18 protein-coding genes are annotated in these 21,934 nt (G+C 51.0%); 10 read left to right on the forward strand and 8 right to left on the reverse strand.

Features of this window, described 5'->3' with window-relative positions:
• Positions 1–37: 37 nt before the first annotated feature.
• The 3 genes from dxs to GILYN3_RS13105 form a co-directional block, all read right to left on the reverse strand.
• The gene (gene dxs, locus GILYN3_RS13095) at positions 38–1,927 is read right to left on the reverse strand and encodes a 1-deoxy-D-xylulose-5-phosphate synthase (protein ID WP_049723408.1); all 1,890 of its coding nucleotides are present in this window, start codon (positions 1,925–1,927) and stop codon (positions 38–40) included.
• A gap of 62 nt (positions 1,928–1,989) precedes the next feature.
• Positions 1,990–2,874, reverse strand: a complete 885-nt coding sequence (locus GILYN3_RS13100; protein WP_049723409.1) for a polyprenyl synthetase family protein — start codon at positions 2,872–2,874, stop codon at positions 1,990–1,992.
• The gene (locus GILYN3_RS13105; protein WP_049723410.1) at positions 2,874–3,134 is read right to left on the reverse strand and encodes an exodeoxyribonuclease VII small subunit; all 261 of its coding nucleotides are present in this window, start codon (positions 3,132–3,134) and stop codon (positions 2,874–2,876) included. Before GILYN3_RS13105 ends, GILYN3_RS13100 begins: the two co-directional genes overlap by 1 nt.
• Positions 3,135–3,397: 263 nt before the next feature.
• Between GILYN3_RS13105 and pomA the strand changes: the two genes are divergently transcribed.
• From pomA to GILYN3_RS13130, 5 genes are all read left to right on the forward strand, one after another.
• Complete coding sequence (pomA, locus tag GILYN3_RS13110) at positions 3,398–4,165, forward strand: flagellar motor protein PomA (protein WP_049723411.1); 768 nt, start codon at positions 3,398–3,400, stop codon at positions 4,163–4,165.
• A gap of 5 nt (positions 4,166–4,170) precedes the next feature.
• Positions 4,171–5,163, forward strand: a complete 993-nt coding sequence (locus tag GILYN3_RS13115) for a flagellar motor protein MotB (RefSeq protein WP_049723412.1) — start codon at positions 4,171–4,173, stop codon at positions 5,161–5,163.
• 554 nt (positions 5,164–5,717) lie between these two features.
• Positions 5,718–7,124 (forward strand): MFS transporter, encoded by a 1,407-nt coding sequence (locus GILYN3_RS13120; RefSeq protein ID WP_232305594.1) that lies wholly within the window; start codon positions 5,718–5,720, stop codon positions 7,122–7,124.
• Positions 7,125–7,258: 134 nt separating this feature from the next.
• A complete protein-coding gene (locus GILYN3_RS13125; protein WP_049723414.1) occupies positions 7,259–7,876 on the forward strand; it encodes an IMPACT family protein in 618 nt (205 codons plus the stop codon).
• A 183-nt stretch (positions 7,877–8,059) separates the two neighbouring features.
• Positions 8,060–9,004 carry a sugar phosphate isomerase/epimerase family protein gene (locus GILYN3_RS13130; protein WP_049723415.1) on the forward strand — a complete coding sequence of 315 codons (945 nt, stop codon included), beginning with the start codon at positions 8,060–8,062 and terminating at the stop codon, positions 9,002–9,004.
• Positions 9,005–9,226: 222 nt separating this feature from the next.
• Here GILYN3_RS13130 and GILYN3_RS13135 read toward each other — a convergent pair whose 3' ends face one another.
• Complete coding sequence (locus tag GILYN3_RS13135; protein ID WP_049723416.1) at positions 9,227–9,580, reverse strand: hypothetical protein; 354 nt, start codon at positions 9,578–9,580, stop codon at positions 9,227–9,229.
• Positions 9,581–9,865: 285 nt separating this feature from the next.
• On the opposite strand from GILYN3_RS13135, the gene GILYN3_RS13140 reads away from it, so the two are divergent.
• Positions 9,866–13,357, forward strand: coding sequence for a HEAT repeat domain-containing protein (locus tag GILYN3_RS13140; RefSeq protein WP_049723417.1), 3,492 nt, complete (start codon positions 9,866–9,868; stop codon positions 13,355–13,357).
• 111 nt (positions 13,358–13,468) lie between these two features.
• Here GILYN3_RS13140 and GILYN3_RS13145 read toward each other — a convergent pair whose 3' ends face one another.
• The 4 genes from GILYN3_RS13145 to GILYN3_RS13160 form a co-directional block, all read right to left on the reverse strand.
• Positions 13,469–14,317, reverse strand: coding sequence for a 3-keto-disaccharide hydrolase (locus GILYN3_RS13145; RefSeq protein WP_049723418.1), 849 nt, complete (start codon positions 14,315–14,317; stop codon positions 13,469–13,471).
• A gap of 128 nt (positions 14,318–14,445) precedes the next feature.
• Positions 14,446–15,246, reverse strand: coding sequence for a serine O-acetyltransferase (cysE, locus tag GILYN3_RS13150; RefSeq protein WP_049723419.1), 801 nt, complete (start codon positions 15,244–15,246; stop codon positions 14,446–14,448).
• 47 nt (positions 15,247–15,293) lie between these two features.
• Positions 15,294–16,295 (reverse strand): serine/threonine protein kinase, encoded by a 1,002-nt coding sequence (locus GILYN3_RS13155; RefSeq protein WP_049723420.1) that lies wholly within the window; start codon positions 16,293–16,295, stop codon positions 15,294–15,296.
• A gap of 85 nt (positions 16,296–16,380) precedes the next feature.
• Positions 16,381–17,079 carry a ComF family protein gene (locus GILYN3_RS13160; RefSeq protein WP_049723421.1) on the reverse strand — a complete coding sequence of 233 codons (699 nt, stop codon included), beginning with the start codon at positions 17,077–17,079 and terminating at the stop codon, positions 16,381–16,383.
• Between the two features lie 634 nt (positions 17,080–17,713).
• Here GILYN3_RS13160 and gdhA point away from each other — a divergent pair.
• From gdhA to ytfE, 4 genes are all read left to right on the forward strand, one after another.
• A complete protein-coding gene (gene gdhA, locus GILYN3_RS13165) occupies positions 17,714–19,060 on the forward strand; it encodes an NADP-specific glutamate dehydrogenase (protein WP_049723956.1) in 1,347 nt (448 codons plus the stop codon).
• 499 nt (positions 19,061–19,559) lie between these two features.
• The gene (locus GILYN3_RS13170; protein ID WP_049723422.1) at positions 19,560–19,940 is read left to right on the forward strand and encodes a GreA/GreB family elongation factor; all 381 of its coding nucleotides are present in this window, start codon (positions 19,560–19,562) and stop codon (positions 19,938–19,940) included.
• A gap of 647 nt (positions 19,941–20,587) precedes the next feature.
• On the forward strand, positions 20,588–20,959 hold the full coding sequence (locus GILYN3_RS13175) for a glutathione S-transferase N-terminal domain-containing protein (protein WP_049723423.1): 372 nt from the start codon (positions 20,588–20,590) through the stop codon (positions 20,957–20,959).
• A 300-nt stretch (positions 20,960–21,259) separates the two neighbouring features.
• Positions 21,260–21,928, forward strand: coding sequence for an iron-sulfur cluster repair protein YtfE (gene ytfE / locus GILYN3_RS13180; RefSeq protein ID WP_049723424.1), 669 nt, complete (start codon positions 21,260–21,262; stop codon positions 21,926–21,928).
• Positions 21,929–21,934: the final 6 nt, after the last annotated feature.

Consider the following 21,934-nt stretch of genomic DNA (forward strand, 5'->3'; position numbering starts at 1 on the left):
AATCTATCGTCAGTTTGGCCGCGCGAGTTTGCCGCGCTTAAGGCGCTAGCCGGCCGGTGCTAGGTTGCGCTAATAGTGCAAGGCGGGTACTGATGGCATCGGCTATGCCTTCGGCATTAAGGCCTTGGCCGCTGAGTTGATCGGCTTGGCTGGCGTGATTAATAAACACATCGGCCAGCCCCAATTGCAGCAGTGGTGTAATTTGCGCGCTTGCGGCGAGGTGCTCGGCAACCGCCGAGCCTGCGCCGCCGGCGATGACGTTCTCTTCTAAGGTGACGACCAGCCTGTGGCGGGCGGCCATAACGTCGATTAAGTCGGTGTCGAGCGGTTTAACAAAGCGCATATCACACAGCGTAGCGCCTATTTTATCGGCTACCTGGCGAGCGGTTTTGCACAGCGTGCCAAAGCACAAAATGACGACTTCAACTCCCTCGCGCTTCACCACGCCTTTACCCAAGGGCAAGGCATTCATGGCGGAGTCAATACTTACGCCAGTGCCTGTACCGCGGGGGTAGCGCACCGCGCTTGGGCCTTTGTGAGAAAAGCAGGTGTAGAGTAGTTGGCGGCACTCGTTTTCATCGCTGGGGGCGGCGATCACCATATTGGGGATGCAGCGCAAGTAGCTAATATCAAAGCTGCCAGCGTGGGTCGCGCCGTCTTCACCCACTAGGCCGGCACGGTCGATGGCGAAGGTGACATCGAGGTTTTGCAGCGCGACATCGTGAATTAATTGATCATACGCGCGCTGTAAAAAAGTCGAGTAAATGGCGACTACCGGCTTTAGTCCTTCGCAAGCCATACCTGCGGCCAGCGTTACGGCGTGTTGCTCGGCAATAGCAACATCAAAAAAGCGATCGGGGTACTCGCGGGCAAAATCGACCATCCCCGAACCTTCACACATGGCGGGGGTAATTGCAGTAAGTCGGGGCTCAAGCGCGGCCATATCGCACAGCCATTGACCAAAAACGGTCTGAAACTTGGGGCGGTTAGACACTGGTTTTTTGGGCGTAGGCTCAAGCTTATTCAGTGCATGGTAGCCCACTGGATCTTGTTCGGCCGGTTCAAAGCCCTTGCCTTTCTGGGTGATGATATGCAGTAATTTGGGGCCTTTTATGCTGCGCAAGTTGCGTAGATAGCGCACCAGTGATGGCAGATCATGACCATCGATAGGGCCGATATAGTTAAAACCCATTTCTTCAAATAAGGTGCCGGGCGAGACAAACCCTTTAAAGTGCTCCTCGGTGCGTTTGGCAAATTCCCACGCGGCCGGGATTTTGGTCAGTACTTGTTTGCTGCCTTCACGCAAAGAATTATAAAACTTGCTGCCCCAGATTTTAGAGAGGTAAGTGGCCAGCCCCCCAACGTTGGGTGAGATCGACATATTGTTGTCGTTAAGAATCACGAGCAAGTCGGCATCGGTGTGCGCGACATGATTGAGCGCTTCGAATGCCATGCCGGCTGTCATGGCGCCATCGCCAATAATGGCCGCGCACTTGCGCTCGCCACCGGCCAGCGCCATGCCCAGTGCGGCGCTGATGGAGGTGCTCGAGTGGCCTACGCCAAACGTGTCGTAGATGCTCTCTTCACGTTTAGGAAACCCAGATAAGCCTTGGGCTTGGCGCATGGTGAGTAATCGCTCACGGCGGCCTGTGAGTATTTTGTGGGGGTAGGTTTGGTGGCCTACGTCCCAAACTAAACGATCATCCGGGGTCTGATAAATATAGTGCAGCGCAATGGTCAGCTCGACCACGCCTAACCCTGCGCCAAAATGGCCGCCGGTTTGTCCCACACTGTAAAGCAAGAACGCTCGCAGCTCTTCGGCTACGGTGGTCAGTTGCTTTTCGTTTAGCTCACGCAGATCCGCCGGCGACTCGATAGTGTCGAGTAGCGGGGTCACGGGACGCTGTGTGGGAATTTCGTTAAACATGAACGTTTTATCGCTTGCGGAAACCCGCTATTGTAGGTATTTAACGGCACACTGGCTACCGATTAGTGGCGTCGCTCAATCACGTAGTGGGCAATACGTTGCAGCAGCTCGGTATCGCCGTCGAGCTCGGCAAGGGCGGTCAGCGCTTCTTGGTATAGCTCGTAAGCTCTTGCCTGGGCCGAACTTAAGCCTAATAACGATACATAGGTGGGCTTATTGCGAGCGAGGTCGGCACCTTGTTGTTTGCCCAAGGTTGCGGTGTCGGCGGTTACGTCAAGAATGTCGTCATGCACTTGAAACGCTAGCCCTAACGAGCGGCTGTAACGAGCTAAAATATTGAGCTGTTGGTCGCTGGCACCCCCTATCAAAGCACCCATGGTAACGCTGGCATCAATTAGCGCGCCGGTTTTACAGCGGTGCATGTGTTCTAAGCGGGTGATGTTTAGCTCGGTATCGACCGCGGCTAGATCAATCGCTTGGCCTACCACCATGCCCCGCATACCGGCGGCGCGACTGAGGCTGCGAATCAATTGCACGCGGGTGCTGTCGGTCAACCCAGGGGTGTCGGCTAATAACTCAAACGCTAGGGTTTGCAGTGCATCGCCAGCTAATATGGCTAACGCTTCGTCAAAGGCTAAATGACAGGTGGGGCGCCCACGGCGCAAGGCGTCGTCATCCATGGCGGGGAGGTCGTCATGGATCAAGCTGTATGCGTGAATCGCCTCGAGTGCGCAGGCGGCAATCTCGAGTGCTGGGTGTTCTTGTTGGCCCGCAGTGGCACGATAACCGGCAAACAGCAGCAGCGGTCGAATACGCTTGCCGCCACTGGCTAAGCTGTAGCGCATGGCCTCGGCCAACTGACTATTGGGGGTCTCGGGGATAACTTGGTTTAACGCGATATCAATCCGCGCCCGCAAGGCTTTGGCGTACTCGGTAAAGTCGGTCATTAAACCGCGCCGTTATCTTGTGTGCTGTCTGGGGTATCAAACTCGGTCAGGGTTGCTTCGCCGTTTTGTTCTATGAGCATTTGTACTTGCTGTTCGGCTTGCTGTAGGCGTGTTTGGCAGTTGCGGGTAAGCTTAATGCCTTGCTCGAAGGCCGCTAACGATTGTTCCAGGGTTAGCTCGCCGGTTTCCATTTGCGCGACAATTGATTCTAGCTCGGACAGTGATGATTCTAGATCGAGGCTTTTTTTCTTGGCGGGCATACGGCAACCTGTATTGTCTGCAAGGCATTGAATTTAGGGTTATGTTCCTGCACTGGTGGCCGATAGCTAAAAATACTACAGCCGACTGCGGGCAATGATTGGTGGCCATTATACCGTTTGATGGCGGGTAGATGGCAGTACCTAACGCGCTTTTTCCGCGTTAGGGGTACTATTATGATTACAATAGGCTTAATTGCAGTGGGCTTGGGTGCTTTGGCGGTTCGTCGCAACCGATAAAGTCGTGCAGAAGTAAGGAGATGTGTGTGGATTTAGCAACGCTGATCGGGCTAATTGGGGCGGTAGGCCTGATTATTGTTTCGATGTTCATGTCGGGCGAGATAGGCATGTTTGTCAATGGCCCGTCACTGGTCATCGTGCTGGGGGGGAGCGTATTTGCGGTAATGGCTAAATTTGGTTTAAGCCATTTTCTAAGTGCGTTTAAAGTGGCAGGAAAAAGCTTTGTCAACAAAATAGACGAGCCGCTAGATCTGATCGACGAAATAGTAGACCTAGCGGATGCCGCACGCAAAGGCGGATTGCTGTCGTTAGAGGGCAAGGAGGTCACCAATAATTTTTTGCAAAAAGGCATTCAGCTGTTAGTCGACGGGCACGATCCTGACGTGGTGCGGGTGATGCTGTCTAAAGATCGCTCGTTAGCCGAGCGGCGACATAATAGTGGCTCGTCTATTTTTGCCGCATTAGGCGATGTCGCACCAGCCATGGGTATGATAGGCACACTGATTGGTTTGGTGGCGATGCTGGCAAATATGGATGACCCGAAAGCGATTGGCCCGGCGATGGCAGTGGCTCTTTTGACAACCTTGTACGGGGCGATGCTGGCTAATGCGGTGTGCCTGCCTATTGCCGACAAGCTTAAACTGCGTGCGTCCGAAGAGCATATGATTAAAAGCATGATTATCGATGGCTTGTTGGCGATTCAAGCAGGGCAAAACCCGCGGGTTATTGACAGCATGTTGCGCACCTATTTGCCCGAGCGTAAGCGTGATGTCGCCGATACGGCGGATAGTTAATACCTATGAATACTGATGACGAAGATATCGGTGAGGGCTGCGACTGCGCCCCTGGGCTGCCGGCATGGATGGCGACTTTTGCCGACTTGATGGCGCTGTTGATGTGCTTTTTTGTGTTGCTCTTGTCGTTTTCAGAAATGGACGCCATGAAATTTAAGCGTTTGGCCGGCTCGTTGGCGCAAGCGTTTGGTGTGCAAGCTGAGATATCGGTGAATGAAGTCCCCAAGGGCACCAGCATAATTGCCCAAGAGTTTAGCCCCGGTAAGCCCGAGCCAACCCCGATCAACGAGATCTTTCAGAGTACCCAGGACATTACCCAAATGAGTCTGGAGGTGCGCGACTCGCAAGAGTACGATATTGAGCGCGGCGAGCCAGATATGGACGATAGTGCGCGCGAACGGCTGGAGCAGATCATGCAAGAGCTGGTGGCGCAAACCCGCGCTGATGCGGCCGAGCTGGCAGATAAGCTCAAAGAGCGCATTGCCAATGGCGAACTCGAGGTCGAAACTCGGGGGCGGCAGATTATTATTCGTATTCGCGAGAAAGGCTCGTTTGAGTCAGGTACCGCCACCTTAGCGCCAGATTACTACGATGTTATTGATGAGATCCGTGCGGTATTAATGCTTAAACCCGGACGTATCGAGGTGCAAGGGCACACCGACAATATCCCGATAAGCTCGGCGCGCTTCCGCTCTAACTGGGATCTATCCGCTATGCGCGCCGCTTCGGTGGCATCGCAGCTGTTGCTGGGAGATTATCTCGACCCGCGTCGTTTTGAGGTGTCGGGCTTTGCTGATACCCGACCATTGGTTAATAACAGTACCGGCGACAACCGTGCACGTAACCGTCGGGTTGAGATTGTGATTCGACAGGGCTTAGGGGAAGATCTCGATCAAGCTGATATAGATTTATTAAAAACTCAGGGTGACGATATCAGTCGTAAGTTAGATGTTGCGCCACAGTACTTGTTTGATTTAGAGCCAGAAGAGGTTTTTTAAAACTTTTGTACGACATCTCTTACAAGAATATGTGACAAAGACGACTATTGCCGCTGGGTGAAGAGGCTCATAATACAACACTGAACACGAGCATAGGGACTATGGCGGTTCAGAGGCAGTATACGGAATGTCATAGGGATTATGGCCTAACAAGGATATCCACACGGATTGTGAGGCAAGGAATAGACGGATCTCGCCAATTACTGAGCCCAAGGCTGGTCTCCATCCTGTAAAAACCGCAGCAAGCCCCCTTGCTGCGGTTTTTTTTCGTTTTGACGGGGAGCATCAGCTCTTCGCTTAGTCTCCAGTTAAGCCTACTCTTTTTACTCAGATATTTAAGCCGTCTGCCATCCCCGCTATTTTTGTGATTATGTTTTCATCTCGATTAGTCGTGCATCTTAAGCGGTTTAATGTGTATCGAGAAAAGACGGGTAAAGCCGGGCTTAATTGTCAGCCATTGTGTTTTAATACGATGACTCCCGATGTTTTACCACGGCTTTTTGTTATCGCGTACTCGTGCGCGATACGGTTGTTTTTTGTAAATAGGCCTCTAATTGAACACAAACTCTCCCGCAGTCGCTCAGCTCGCACCTCCTTGGCGAGTGTTGGTGATGGTATGCCTTGGTGCCTTTGTGGCGCCATTGGGTATGGCATCGGTGAATGTGGCGATCCCGGCGCTGGCCGAAGATCTAGGCGCGAACGCGGTGTTGGTTAGCTGGATTCCCACTGTGGTGCTTATTAGCAACATTATGTTTATGTTGCCTGCAGGTAAGTGTGCCGATTTATGGGGGCGTAAACGGCTGTTCTTTTTCGGTGTGTGTATCAATGCCGGTGCCAGCGCCGTGGCTTTTTTTGCCCAGTCTATCGAGGCGCTGCTGGTATTACGGTTTATTCAGGGTATTGGCTCGGCAATGATGTTTGCCACCAGTATGGCACTGCTTATCTCGGTGTTTCCCGCCGACAAGCGCGGCCTGCCACTGGGGCTTAATGCCGCGTGTATTTATTTGGGGTTAACCTTAGCGCCGGCTCTGGGGGGATGGGTGACAGAGGCTTGGGGCTGGCGCCATGTGTTTTTATTGCCGCTACCTATTGCTGTGGTGGTGCTTGCTATCTTAACGCGAGTGCCCGGTGAGTGGCGCGGCCACAGTAAAGATCGATTTGATTGGCGTGGGGCGATATTATTTGCCGCGGTCGCCGTGAGTTTGGCGTTGGGCTTAGCCGGAATCCCAGGGCTGGGGCATGTAGCCTTGGTGGCGCTTGCCTTGGTTTTGCTTGCGCTGTTTGTACGCATGCAAGCGCGCGCCCAAACGCCGTTGATTCGGGTGCAGATGTTTCGCGAATCAAAGTTATTTTCTATGTCGCTGACTACCGCATCGCTTATGTATGCCAGTAGTTACCCACTGGGCTTTATGCTCAGTTTGTATTTGCAATATGTACGTGGCTACAGCGCCGGTGAGGCGGGCCAGATTATGTTGGTACAGGCTTTGACGATGGCTTGTGTGGCACCGGTAGCCGGACGTTTGTCAGACTTCTTTCCTGCGCGCTGGCTGGCCAGTGCCGGCTGCGCTTGCACTTTGGTAGGCTTTGCGTTGCTTAGCACGTTAGATGCTACCACCGAGCGGCTGGATATTATGTTGGCATTGCTGCTGGTGGGTTTTGGCTTTGGCTTTTTCTCAAGCCCCAACAATCATGTTGTTATGCACTCGGCCGCAGCTCACGAGGTGGGGGTGGCGGCGGCAACGCTTAACTTGGCGCGGGTGATGGGTAACTTGGTCGGCATGAGTATGGTGAACTTGTTTGTGCACTGGCATTTGGGCGAGCGCCCTATGAGCAGTGCGCTTGCCGAGCCTTTACTGTTAACGTTTCATCAGGCAATAAACTTGGCAATGGGCTTTTTAGTATTAGCTACGGTTCTGTCGTTGCTGCGGGGTCGGACACACGCGGCCATGTTGCCCAAGTAACAGATTGCTTTAATAGTATTGCTAGTCTGCACAATGTCGATTTTAGTACAGCCTCGCAGCGGCAACAGCTCGACACGCTTGGGTTGTTTAAAGCTTAAAGATGGTTATTAACGTTAAGGTTTAAGTGGTGTGATATGAGTCGGCCTTATCAAGTGTTGGCAGAGCCTTGTGAATTTATGCTCGAAGAAAAGCGCAGTACCTTTACGGCGGTATTGAGCCCCGCTGCCGAGCGCGAAACGGCATTGGCGCAACTAGATGCGCTGCGACATGAGCGCCCCGGCGCTAGTCATTATTGCTGGGCGTACATTTTGGGCGCTGCCTTGCAGCCTAAAAGTATGGCGTTTAGTGACGATGGCGAACCGAGTGGTACGGCGGGCAAACCTATTCTTAATGTTTTAGAGCATCGAGACGCAGGTGATTGTATGGCGGTAGTGGTACGTACTTTTGGCGGCACCAAACTGGGCGCTGGAGGGTTAGTGCGTGCCTATGGTGCTGCGATTTCGGGTGCATTAGATATTGCGCGCTGGCGCTTGGTGACCCCGTCTGTAGCGATAACCATAGCGATAAGCTTTGCCCATGAGGAGCGTGTCCGCCACTGCCTAGCACTGCACAATATACAAGTTAACGCCGCCGAGTACCTTGCCGATGTTACTCTTGCGGTTGATGTGCCGGAATCGGCCGTGACCGATTTGGTTGCCGAACTTGGAGAGCTCACCTCCGGGGCGGCGCGTGTTAATTTGCCCGCAGCTTAATTCGGACTTTCAAATTCAGGCCTTAAAACACGAATCGAATGTAAGTTAATGCGTTTGCCGAGCTGAAGTAATCAGTTTGCAGGCTAAGCATTGAGGTGCGCGGGCGCTAGAATTCTTGTAAGGTAATCATTTTTGCCGTTTTTGCTTTTGCATCTGCAAAAGAGTCGTCTTAGTGAGGTTAGTATGACTGATTTATCTCGTCGCCATTGTTTGCAGTGGGCCGGTGCTTTGGCTGGCAGTTCCGCTTTGGGGGTACGCGCCGAAGCGTTAACCACCGCCGCGCCTTATCATTTTGATATCTCGCTGGCGCAGTGGTCGCTTAATAAAGCTTTTTTTGATCAATCATTAAATCCTCTAGATTTTCCTGCGGTGGCTCGTACCAGTTTTGATATTGGCGCGGTCGAGTACGTAAACCAATTTTTTATGGATAAATCCCGCGACCCTGTTTTTATTCGTGGCCTAAAACAGCGAGCCGACGATCACGGTGTTAAAAGTTTGTTGATTATGGTTGATGGCGAAGGCGATTTAGCCACTGCAGATGAAAAACGCCGCAAACAGTCGGTTGGCAATCATCACAAGTGGGTGGCAATGGCAGCCGAGCTGGGTTGTCACAGCATTCGCGTTAACTTACACGGCAGTGCTCAGGCCGACGATTGGCATCGGGCTTCGGTAGCAAGTTTGGTTGAGCTGGTCGAGTTTTCAAAGCCGATGGGCATTAACATTTTGGTCGAGAATCACGGGGGATTCTCATCTCACGGCGCTAAACTCGCCGCTGTTTTAAAAGCTACCGGCAGTCCTTACTGCGGCGCCATGCCCGATTTTGGTAATTTTTGTTATGAGCGTGAGGCGGGTGATTTGTGGGATTCGCCCTGCGTTAAACAGTACGATTTATATCAGGGTGTGGCCGAGTTGATGCCCTATGCCGGCGCTGTTAGCGCTAAAACGTTTACGTTTGATGCGGCAGGTAACGAGCCGAATATCGATTTTTTACGTATTTTTAAACTGGTAAAAGCGGCTGGTTATCGCGGTTATGCGGGGATTGAGTACGAAGGACATGATCTTCCCGCGGCGGAAGGTATTCGTGCAACCAAAGCGTTGTTAGAGCGAGTTCGTACAGAGTTGGCATAGTGTTGTATCTGCGTTGCCGACTTTCTTGTTGAGATCGCTCGTGTCATGGCGTGATTGCTCTTCCGTATCGCCGGCCGATATAGCTTGTCAATACTCGTTAAGATAAGCGCGCTGAACTGCGTATAAAAGTAGGCCAAAGTGCAAGTGGTTGGTTAAACGGTGCAGCTTAGTAGTTCTTTAAATGTAACCGCTGGTGACTCACGATAACTGCAGCGCGTGCGCTTAGGTGTAAACCACTTGGCCGCGGTAGACTTTCACTGGACGTTTGGCGGCGGGCTCGGGAGCTGATTTAGTTGGGCTTTGCTCCAAGCTGGTTTGGCCGCGATAGACTTTGGTTTGTAGGTTGGATACTGCGCTGCTGTCAGGGTTTTTGAGTTGGCTGACCCATGGCTCGCCGGCGAGTTTCATTAACTCTTTAATCAGGGTGCGTGTGATGGTATCGCTGGAGTCTAAGTAATGCTTCAACAGCTCCGTTAGTAGTTCAGGATTGGCAAGTTTGATGCTTGGTTTTAGCTCTGCCGGGGTGCGGCGGCGAACCTCCATGACAAGTTCAATCATTGGTTTAGTGTAATGCATAGCTTTAAACCTTCAGTGCCGGGAAGTAGAAGTTAATTGCCCAGAGACTTACATTATTAAGCAAGATATCCGCCAATAGCTCAGACACCGCTAATTCGTGCTTAGAGACCTAAATTCGCGCCTGCTTTTAGGGCGCAGAGGCATACAGGGGCTAACTTGTGGTGCATAGTGGGGTTTGCTAGGCAAACAATACTTAACTTGAATGCCACTTTTGCTGGCTTATACTCCAAACTCATAGATCTAGTCATATAGAATTTAACACTTCATACAATAACAGTGAGCACTATGTCGATAACTCATAAAAAAATCCGCTGCGCTACTTTTACCTTTCGTTTGACCGCCCTCGCTGTTGCGATTGCTCTGGCCGGCTGCACTCAGGATGACCCAGCTGCCGCTGCAGGCGTTGTCGATGCTAACCTGCCAGCTACCGAGAGTGCAGCTGCTCCGGTTAAAGCAGTAACAATGACCGACGCCGAAATGGCGGCAAGCGCCGAGCGTATTAATTCGCAGGTCAGTTTAGATTTGACCGAAGGCATCGACATGACGTTGTGGGCATCGGAAGAGCTGATGGCTGATCCTGTCGCTTTAAGTATGGATAACCAAGGCCGAGCATGGGTAGCAATCACCCACCGCAGCAATGATTCTGAGTTTGATATTCGGCCTTACCCGCACTGGTTAACCGACTCGATGGCGATGCAAACGAATGAAGATCGTCGTGAATTTTTGCACAAAACCTTCGCTGCCGATAAAAACCTGACTGAGCAAGATGTGCCCGATCACAACAAAGATGGCATACACGATTGGCAGGATTTAGCGATACGGAACGAGCAGGTGTTGCAAGTGAGCGATACCACTGGCGATGGCCGAGCCAACCGTGCGCAAACCTTTTTAGAAGACTTTAATTCCGAGATCACCGATGTGCTCGGTGGGATTTACTACGATAACCGCAGTGATGAATTATTTTTAGGCGTGGCGCCCAGCGCTTGGCGAGTAAAAGATACCAATGGTGATGGTATGGCCGATGAGAAACTTGCCATTTCCGATGGTTTCGCCGTGCATATCGGCTTTAGTGGTCACGGCATGTCGGGTGTGACTAAAGGTCCCGATGGTCGGATTTATTATGGTATCGGTGATATCGGTGCACATATCGTCGATGTTGACGGCAATCAATACCCTTATCCCAACCAGGGCGTTGTGGTGCGCAGCGACTCAGATGGCAGTAACTTTGAAGTGTTTGCTCACGGCGTGCGCAATACTCATGAATTTACTTTTGATAAATACGGCAACTTAATCAGCGTTGATAACGACGGTGACCATCCGGGTGAATCCGAGCGGCTAGTGTATTTGGTTGATGGCTCCGATTCTGGCTGGCGTATTAACTGGCAGTTTGGTAAATACACCGATCCAAAAAACAACACCTATAAAGTTTGGATGGACGAAGAGTTGTACAAGCCGCGCTTTGACGGTCAGGCGGCGCATATTCTGCCACCTATTGCCGCTTACCACGCCGGCCCTACTGGCATGGTCTACAACCCCGGTACCGCATTGAGCGAGCGCTGGGTCGATCATTTCTTTATTGTGCAGTACACCGGTTCTGCACCACGCTCGGGCATTAACGCTTTTACTCTTGAGCCCAATGGTGCCGGCTTTGAACTGGCAACCGACCAATCTGTAATGCGCGGTGTACAAACCACAGGTTTAGATGTTGGCCCAGAGGGCGCGTTGTACGCCAGTGATTGGATTGAAGGCTGGGGACGTAATGGCAAAGGCCGGATCTGGCGATTGGATACTCCTGCTGCAGCCGCTTCCGATGCTCGGGCTGATACCCAAAAATGGTTAACGACCGATTTTGCTCAGCTCGACCTCGCGACATTGACCTCGTTACTTGCTCACGCCGACATGCGGGTGCGCTCTGAGGCGCAGTTTGAATTGGTAGACCGCAATGAGCGGGCGACTCTTATCGCTGCGCTCGATAGCGATGATCAGTTAGCGCGGATTCACGCTATTTGGGGCTTGGGCCAGATCGCTCGCGATAGCGCCGATGCCGCTGAACCTTTACTGGCATTGCTCGATGATGCCGATCCGGAGATTCGCGCGCAGGCTGCCAAAGTTATAGGTGACGCAGCTTATCAACCAGCACTTAAGCCGTTGCTTGCCAATGTTAGCAATAGCAACGCGCGGGTACGGTTTTTTGCGACGCAAGCTCTGGGCCGATTAGGCAACAGCGAAGCGACCGCCCCAATTATTAGCATGCTCGAGTCGAACAACGACGAGGATGTTTACTTGCGCCAAGGGGGGGCCATCGCCTTGGCTCGTATTGGTGATGTTGACGCTCTAACGGCATTATCCAAGCACGCCTCAGAGGCGGTACGTATTGCTGCGGTAGTGGCCTTGCGGCAGTTGAAAAGTCCCGCCTTGGCAAGTTTTTTGAATGATGACAGCCAGTTTGTGGTGACTAACGCAGCGCGCGCGATCAACGATGATCTGTTTATCGATGATGCTCTGCCTGCGCTGGCAAAACTATTGGGCACCACTGGCTTTAGCAATGAGCCATTGCTGCGTCGGGTGATTAACGCCAACGCCTTTGTCGCCGATGGGGCAGCGGCAAAACGTTTAGCCGCTTACGCCGCTGATACTAAAGCTCCAGCGCCGCTGCGCGCCGAGGCGGTCGATACTTTGGCCAATTGGATCGAGCCGTCGGTATTTGATCGCGTGAGCGGACGTTACCGTGGCGAGCGCACCGGCAGCGGTGATGACGCCAAAGCAGCACTGGCCGATGTCTATCCTCAATTGTTAAAAGACGCTGACGCCAATGTACGTAAAGCCAGTGTTAACGCGCTGGGTGCACTGGTGTATGCCGATGCGGCCTCGCGTCTAAACGAAATTTTAACGACTGACGACTCGACTGATGTGCGCTTAGCCGCACTGCAGAATTTGCAGGTGCTCGATTACAGCGATATGCAAAAGGCTATTTATCAAGCGCTGGAAGACGACGCGGTAAAAGTGCGCATGGCGGCATTGGCCATGGTGCCGTCACTGGATATTCCGGTGTCGACCAAGGTTGATATGCATACGATTTTATTGGCGCAAGGCTCGGTGACCGAGCAACAGGCAGCACTAAAATCGTTAGCGCAAATTAAAGCGCCTGAGGCTGAAGAGGTATTGACCGAACAGATGCATCAATTGATCGCCGGCGCTATTGCCCCAGCTGTTAAGTTAGAGCTGATTACCGCTGCAGAAAACTCCGGAAACGATGTCCTGCAACAATTAGTGCAAGAGTACGAGGCGAGCAAAGATCGCGATGATCCGATGCAAGTCTATGCCGAGTCTCTCGCCGGTGGCGACGTCGAAGCTGGGCTTAACTTGTTCCGTCACAACAGTACGGCGCAGTGTGTTCGTTGCCACGTTGTTGGTACTCGTGGCAGTCGCGTTGGCCCTGAATTGACGCATATTGGTCAGCAGTTAACGGATGAGCAGTTGCTGCAAGCGATGGTCGATCCAGCTGGGCGTATCGCTCCAGGGTTTGGGCGTATTAGCGTAACCTTAACCGATGGCACTAAAGTGGAAGGTTTATTTACCGCAGAGTCTGACACCGACCTGACCATCGAAACCAACGATGGTCAATCGCACCAAGTGGCTCGCGCCGATATTGTCGCACAAACCAACTCGCCCTCGGGCATGCCGCCTATGGGGTTGTTGCTGGATAAAACCCAGCTGCGGGATTTGGTGGCTTATCTAAGTCAGCTGGATGGTTCTGAGGCCTATGAAGGGCATTAAGGTCAATCGTTAAACAAAAAAGCCGCCCATTGTGGGCGGCTTTTTTTTGCCAAATTTTTAACGCATTAGACTAAAAATAATGGCTTAAATTGACGGCAACAAAGCCGTTAACTATTGAGTGTATTGGCAGGCGGCGCTGTCATTTTTAATAAAATAAGAGCGGTAGTTACTGGCCTTGTCGTCCATACAGCCTTCCAAATTAAGCAGGCGGACACGACGAAAATCTGTTGGGCCGGTCTCGGCTTGTAGGGCGATATAACCGCTGCCCTGGGGCGTGCCATCGTCCAGTTGTAAGTCGGTATAAGTCATGACCTGTTCGCCGTTGACGCTGTGTATGGCAACTTCACTGCCGTGCACTTCTAGTCGAGCGGTTACCCACTGATCGCCGTGATAGGTTTTACTGGCTGAGTTAATGCAGTGATCTTTGCGCAGCTCGCCGTCTATAACAACCTGAGTTGCTGGCGTACAAAGGTTGGCCGTGGTGCGTTCATCGGTGCCATTACCACCTAACAGTTGGAACTCGATGCTAACGGGAAAATCTTGATTTAATTCCATCATTGTTGGTGCTGGAGTGTGGTACATCATGCCGTTGTTGCGGTACGCCCACCCAGGGCCGCCTTTTACTTGCTCGCCAACAAAACGATACTCAACCTCTAAAATGTAATGCGAGAATGCGCGCTCGGCGTAAAAAATATGGCCAAAACCAGCGTTTTTTTGCGGAAAAGATTCGTAGTTATCGTAGCGCGCTTTAAGCAGCCCATCTTCTACGCGAAAGGTGTCTAAAGGGTTTTCACCCAGCGCCGAACCTTGAATTTTAATGGCCCAAGCATCTAAATCCTTACCGTTAAATAGGTCGATCCATTGCTCGCTGTCGGATGTGTTGCTGCTGACGCAGGCGGTGCCGCTAAGCAGAGATACTAACGCGAGGGCTAATGGTGTACGGAGTAATGGCGCGGGCATAATGAGGTTCCTTATTGTTGGTGTACTTATTTATTGGTGTTGCTTTATTTATAGGTAATAAGCGACATCAAATATACACCACATTTGCCAGCCAAAGGGTCAACAATTGCAAAGCCGCGCGGCCAATTTTACCCTTCCAGAGAGTGATCCATGGCGCGCGACGGGTGGTCGCAATCGGCGCTGCCGACAACTTTTGCTGGCACTCCGGCAACGGTGGTACGCGGCGCTACAGGTTTAAGAACAACGCTGCCGGCCCCCACTTTTGCACAGTGGCCGATTTCTATATTACCTAAGATTTTAGCGCCAGCACTAATCAATACACCGCTGCGCACTTTAGGATGACGGTCGCCACTTTCTTTACCTGTACCGCCCAAGGTGACCGATTGCATAATGGATACGTCATCTTCAACAATGGCGGTTTCACCAATCACAATGCCGGTACCGTGGTCGAGCATAATGCCACGACCAATGATCGCGGCCGGGTGGATGTCCACTGCAAACACCACCGAGATACGGTTTTGCAAAAACAGCGCCATAGCGTGCCGCTCGTGCAGCCAAAGCCAATGGGCCACGCGATACGCTTGCAAGGCGTGAAAGCCTTTAAAAAACAAAAAGGGGGTGGTCAGTGAGCAGCAGGCCGAGTCGCGCTCGTTAATCGCTTGGATGTCGGCTCTGACGGCGGCGCCGATAGCTGGGTCGTCTGCCAGCGCTTGATCGATCACCTCGCGCACCGAAATGGCCGCTAGGGCAGGGCTGTCGAGTTTATTGGCTAAGTGAAAACTCAGGGAGTCTTCCAGCGAGTCGTGATTTAAGATCGTGGCGTACAAGAAGCTGGCGAGCATGGGCTCGCGGTTTGCTTGCTCGAAAGCACGTTGACGGATTTCGTCCCAGACGGGATCGGCACTTGAGGTTGCAGGCTCGATCGACATGGTGGCTCCTTGTGGTGCGGTCAATAGCGCTATTATGCGGCAATACGCTAGTAAATCTCTAGCGCTGGCTCATTAATAGCCGCTAATTGTTCGCGCAGTTCTAATATATGCTCGGCCCAATAGCGCTCGGTATTAAACCAGGGAAAGCTGTGGGGGAACGCAGGGTCTTGCCAGCGCTTAGCCAGCCAGCCGCTGTAGTGCATGATTCGTAGCGTGCGCAGCGCCTCAATCAGTAACAACTCGGCGCTGTTGAAGTCACAAAACTCACGGTAGCCCTCCAATACCTCGGAGAGTTGCGCGGTTTGCTGAGCGCGATCACCGGACAGTAGCATCCACAAATCTTGGATGGCTGGGCCGTTACGGGCATCGTCAAAATCGACAAAGTGGGGTACCTCGTCACGCCAAAGAATATTGCCCGGATGGCAGTCACCGTGCAGACGAATATTGCGGTAATTAACCTGAGCAAAAATATCCTGACAGCGCGCGATTAAATCTCGGCCTAGGGTCGTGTAGGCTTCGAGCAGCGAGCGCGGAATAAACTCATGTTCGAGTAAAAACTCAAAGCTCGCCTCGGCAAAGGTCGCAGTATTGTGCGTTGGGCGATGCTCAAAAGGCGTGACTTGTCCAAGGGCATGAATGCGCCCTAGTGCACGGCCTAGACTTAACAGATGGTCAAAGTTGTCGAGCGTTGGTGCGTGGCCACCTTGGCGTGGGTAGAGCGAAAAACGAAACCCTTGATATTCAAATAAGCTGCGGTCATCGGCGCCGACAATCGGCGGCACTACCGATACTCCTAAATCGTGCAAGCTGCTCGAAAAGCTGTGCTCTTCAAGGATTTGTGTGTCGCTCCAGCGCGCGGGGCGGTAAAACTTGGCGATAATCGGAGCGCCCTCGTCGATACCCACTTGGTACACGCGGTTTTCGTAGCTGTTAAGCGCAAACACTCGTGCATCGCAAAGATAACCAAGGCTCTCTATGGCATCCATGACCACATCGGGAGTTAAGGTCTCGTACGGATGTACAGATTGCTCGGGTGATTGACTACTCATACAGTCCCCCTCGGGTGTGGGTGGTTGTGGGGGCATATTGTACGGGGTTTGATGGGGCTTAACACGCGCCGAGGCAAGCTTGCTTTTAAAGGTGAGCGTCAGGTGTGCGTGCCAGTGCCCAGATGTGTACCTCGGAAGCGCCGGCGCGGCGTAACACCTTGCTGATCTCGCGCGCCGTCGATGTGGTGGTCACCACGTCGTCCACCAGTGCCACTCGTTGGCCTTTAAGCTCGCAAGCGGTAAACGCGCCATGCAAGTTAGCCAGCCTTTGCTGTCGGTTAAGCCCTTGTTGCGGTTGCGTGTCGCGGACGCGCTTAAGCAGCCGTGTATTTGCTTGTAAGTCGATAGCTTGCGCCCCGGCACGGGCTAAAATTTGCGTTTGATTAAAGCCGCGACTTATTTGGCGTCGCCAGTGTAGCGGCACCGCGACCACTTGCGTGGGGCGCTCCCGTTGCGGTAATGCACGATAGTAAAGCTCTATATTGCGCGCCATCAACTGACTTAATGCCCGCGCACTGCGTAAACAGTGGTGGTGTTTTGCGCGTCCAATCACATAATCCAGCGGATGAGCATACAAGTAAGGCGCAATGACTCGGTCAAAAGCCGGCGGCGTGGCTAAGCACTCGCCGCAATACTCGGCCTCGGCATTGAGTGGTAATGCGCACTGCCGACACTGGTGCTGGCCAATGAGGAGAGTCTCTAGTTGCTCGGCGCAGCCTGCACAGACTATTAACGGAGTGCTTTGACGGCATAAAAGACACAAGTTGGCGCTAAATAAGGGCAAAGCAAATCCTACTAGTTAGGTTTGACGAGTTAAAAGAAAGCAGCGGTATAGCAGGCCGTTAGCGGCGGCTTAACAAGTATAGCTGTTAGTTAGTTTTAGTAAGGGTTGAGGTAAAAGTCTAGCAACTGGTGATTTTGAGCCGGCTATATTGATTCTGCTCAAATAAGCGGGCTGCGACCTGCACCTTAAGGATGCCAGATTTTAGTGCATTTAGGGCGCATAAGTGCCGCATTATGGTGCGAGGCCGCATTATGGTGCATAATTGGATCAGGACGGTAGAGCGAACAGCGCTCGCGTCAGTCATTTTTGTGTCAGTGATGGGCCAAGGGCATTGGCCTCTTTTATTTTCTGGGCCCGATTAGGCCGGTTTTGCAGTGAGTATGCTCCTGAGGGCGCTGCCGCCGTATAGAGGGACTAGAATCTACGGCTCCTTTGCCTTAACCCACTGATTTTGTTTGATTAAGTGTAGATTTAATGTCAGTCCACTTGCGCTGCGGTGGCATTTTTTGCCGCCCAAAAGTCGCCGTGAGGACAAGCAGCCACCAAACTCAGTGTGTGAATGGTGGCTGCTTGTGTCGTCTAAATAATGTGTAATTTTAATGAGTAGATAGGGTGGAGACACCTAAGGATGTTTATGAAAGAAGCTGAGCAACGCATTCAGGCCATCTATGAAGGGGTCAAAGCACGCAATCCGGGCGAAGTAGAATTTCACCAAGCTGTTTGGGAGGTGATCTCGACCTTAGCGCCGGTATTGCAGCGTCACCCCGAGTACACCGAGCACAAAATTATTGAGCGCCTCTGTGAGCCAGAGCGCCAAATTATTTTTCGCGTGCCTTGGCAAGATGATAAGGGCGAAGTGCAAATCAACCGTGGTTTTCGGGTGGGTTTTAACAGTGCACTTGGGCCTTATAAAGGCGGGTTGCGTTTTCACCCGTCGGTTCTGCTGGGCACCATTAAGTTCTTAGCGTTTGAGCAAACCTTTAAAAATGCCCTAACTGGCTTGCCTATCGGCAGCGGTAAAGGCGGCGCAGACTTTGACCCTAAGGGTAAATCTGACAACGAAATAATGCGTTTTTGTCAGAGCTTTATGACTGAGCTTTATCGTCATATCGGCGATATGACCGATGTGCCCGCCGGTGATATCGGTGTTGGTGGTCGTGAGATCGGCTATTTGTTTGGTCAGTACAAACGTATTGTTAACCGTTACGAAGCCGGTGTGCTAACGGGTAAAAACCCTAGCTGGAGCGGCGCATTGGTTCGTAAAGAGTCGACCGGTTATGGTGCTGTTTACTTTGCCGAGGAAATGCTAAAAGTGCGTGGCCAAGAGTTGGCTGGCAAGCGATGTGTGGTGTCGGGCTCGGGTAACGTCGCTATTTACGCCACGCAAAAGCTTCAGCAGTTGGGCGCCATTGTTGTGGCGTGCTCGGACTCTAACGGCGTAATCTACGACGAACAAGGTATTTGCTTAGATACCGTCCGTCAGATTAAAGAAGTAGAGCGCGGTCGCTTAAAAGAATACACCAATCATCGTCCTAACGCCGAGTATCGTCACGGTGGCGATATTTGGGATATCGCCTGTGATTTGGCTTTCCCGTGCGCGACTCAAAACGAGCTAAACGAAAGCCATGCGAAAAAGCTAATCGCCAATGGTTGTTTTGCCGTGACAGAAGGCGCCAACATGCCCTGTACGCCAGAAGCTGTTGATCTGTTCCATGAGCACGGTATTGCTTACGCACCGGGTAAAGCCGCTAATGCTGGTGGTGTTGCTACCTCTGCCTTAGAGATGCAACAAAATGCCAGCCGTGACACTTGGAGTTTTGAGTACACAGAAAACCGTTTACGTGAAATTATGGTTAACATCCATAAAAATTGTCATCGCACAGCCGAAGAGTTTGGCATGCCTGGTAACTACGTGGCTGGCGCTAATATTGTTAGCTTCCGTCAAGTAGCCGATGCGGTTATGGCATTTGGTGTTATTTAATAAGCCTTAGCTTATAAGCTAAGGCTTATTAACATAACCGGCACGTTTAACGCCGGTTATGTTTTTCCAGAGCTTTTGGCGTATAAAGCACGTGCCATACACAAAAAGCCCACCACACAATGACAGTGCGGTGGGCTTTTTTATTATTACCATCTAATTCGATGGGTTTCGGTATTTTTTAGCTGTATTGACACTCCGTGCTCGAGCATTTCTGTGTAATACACCGGTTTATTTCAGCATAAATGACGGCACTTCTTGACCGGCCAACATTCGTTGTGCAACCCATGTTGACTTTAATTTTTAACTAGGTAGTCTATAGCCATTGGTCTTACTTTAAGTTTTAAAAAGAGAGCTAAAAAGTGCATAACTTAATTCGTTTTATCACATGGAGAATTTCTCTTACCTTCCCCTTCTAAAAGTGCATTCGCACTTAGCACCTCGTGTGCAAAAATTAATTACTTAAAAAATTTAATGTAAACATTGCAGATAGGATAAACCTATGTGTTCCGTTCAACAGGTCGAATCTAAACGATCGGTGCTTCGTCGCGCCCAAAGTTATTACCTTACCCGACCTTGGGGCCTAGGTATTGAACCACTTATGTTATCTAAAATATTTGAGCGAATTGAGCTGCATAATGGCGATATTAGTCAAAAATATAACCGAGTATCTATTAATAGCAGCGTAACGTTAATGGATTACCAAGAGAACCAGTTGGTTAAGTTGCAAATAGTATCCCCAGCTTTAAGTAACCCCGAAGCGGGCTTAGTGTCATATTTGTCTCCGCTGGGTGCACAGCTGATAGACACTAAAAAAGGTGATGTGGTTAATGTGGATTTTTTAGGTGCTCATATGCAATTTCAAGTAGTGGAGGTGCATTAATGAAGAAAGGTCGCTCTACATAAATGTAGGGCTTTGGTTGTAATATTAATTTTTTATTAATTAAAGGTGAATATCATGGCTAAACTTGAGAAAAAAGCGGCAAAACGATCATTAAAAGAAAAACGTGCGGATAAAAAAGAAAAGCGTGAAATCGCTAAAAAAGAATAACTTTAACATTGCCTAATAGGCCCCACACCGCACTCAGCTGCAGTGTGGGGCTTTTTGTTTTTGACTGTTTTTATTTTCAGTGTTAAAGAATAGATTGTGTTAGGTGTTATCTGGTGCAACTAAGTACGAGATTTTTAATGAGTGCTTCTCTTCGGGACCGAGCTGTGATCTCGCTCGAATATAAAAGGCAATCAAGCCCTTTGGCCTAAAGACGATCGATGCTATTTTGCAATAGGAATGCAGAATTGCTTGGGGTGCTGACGGTTAAGTGCGACGGTCCCAAGGGGCTGGTCGCCGAATTTGGTTTGGGGCTAAATTTAGATCAATGGCCTGTTTAGATTCTTGTCTTTTACGCGATAACGGTAAAAACTGAGCTACTAGTCTGTACATTGGGGCGTGTGATGGTTAGTCTGCCCAACCCATATAGACGCACTCCCTTTTGGGAGATTATATTAGTACCGGTTAGCGCAGGAGAATCTATGAAGTTATTGCTTAAAGTTTTACGCGAAGGCCTTGGTCGCCTTATTGCTTTTGTCAGCTGGATACTGCCACCCAAAAAAGTCAAACGCAGCCCCGATGCCCAATCTCGGGTCGAGCACGAGCTAAAAAATCTGGCGTTATATCAGTTTTCGGCTTGTCCCTTTTGCATCAAAACTCGGCGCGCAATGCGGCGTTTAAATTTGCCCATTGAGTTGCGTAATGCTCAGCTCGGTAGCCCTTATCGCGACGAATTAGAGCAAGGTGGTGGCCGTATAAAAGTGCCCTGCTTACGGATTGATGAAAACGGCGCAACAACGTGGATGTATGAGTCTGGCGATATCATTCAGTATTTAGAGCAGCGCTTTAGTTAGCGCGGTACAACCCAAGTGCGTAGGCCTTAAGCGATTTGGCCTGCGCTGAGCAATCACATCTCCTCCCCCCCCGGTATTATTTGCTGTTCTTTATACGGTTTCTTATGCCTAGCGCCAAGTAGGCTTCTTATTTGTGTATTTTGAGCTTTACCGGCGGTCGGTACCGGCCGTAAGTTTTTGCTGAAATATAAGATGCATTATATTTACATCTATTTCGCGTGGGTGTAGCATCACGATTAAGATGCATAAATTATGAATCTTTTGTGCGTTGCATAGTACAACCATACATAAGGAGGGCTTATGAGCCTGTTAACGCAAGCGGTTGGGGAGGTTGCTCGTGATATTCCAGGGGCTACCGAGGTGTTTAGGCGCTACGGCATTAATTTTTGTTGCGCCGGTGATAGGCCTTTATGGCAAGCCGCAGATGATAAGCAGTTGGCGCAAGAGGATTTAGAGCAGGCGTTGTTGGCACTTAACCATCATCCTAGGGCAGATAGCAGCGTGTGGACAGAAAAAAACGATATCGAGTTAATTGAGCATATTTTGACCCGTTACCACGATGTTCACCGACGCCAATTACCCGAGTTAATACGTTTAAGCGGACGGGTAGAGTTGGTGCACGGTGGGCACCCCAACTGTCCAGTTACCTTAACCGCACATTTAGAGCAGATACAAGCTGAGCTAGAAGCTCACATGGGCAAAGAAGAGCAAGTACTGTTTCCAATGATTAGCCGCGGAATGCATGGCGTAGCTGCAGGCCCTGTGCAAGTAATGCGACACGAGCATAACGACCACGGCAAAGCGTTAGAGATGGTCCGGACGTTAACTCATGATCTAACACTGCCCGAGCAGGCATGTAACACCTGGCAAGCGTTGTACCGTGGGTTAGAAGAGTTTGAGATCGATATGGTTGAGCATATTCATCTTGAAAACAATGTTTTATTCGATCGTATCGATAACAGAGGCTAAATAGGT

Source organism: Gilvimarinus polysaccharolyticus, assembly GCF_001187555.1.
GTDB classification, from domain to species: Bacteria; Pseudomonadota; Gammaproteobacteria; order Pseudomonadales; family Cellvibrionaceae; genus Gilvimarinus; species Gilvimarinus polysaccharolyticus.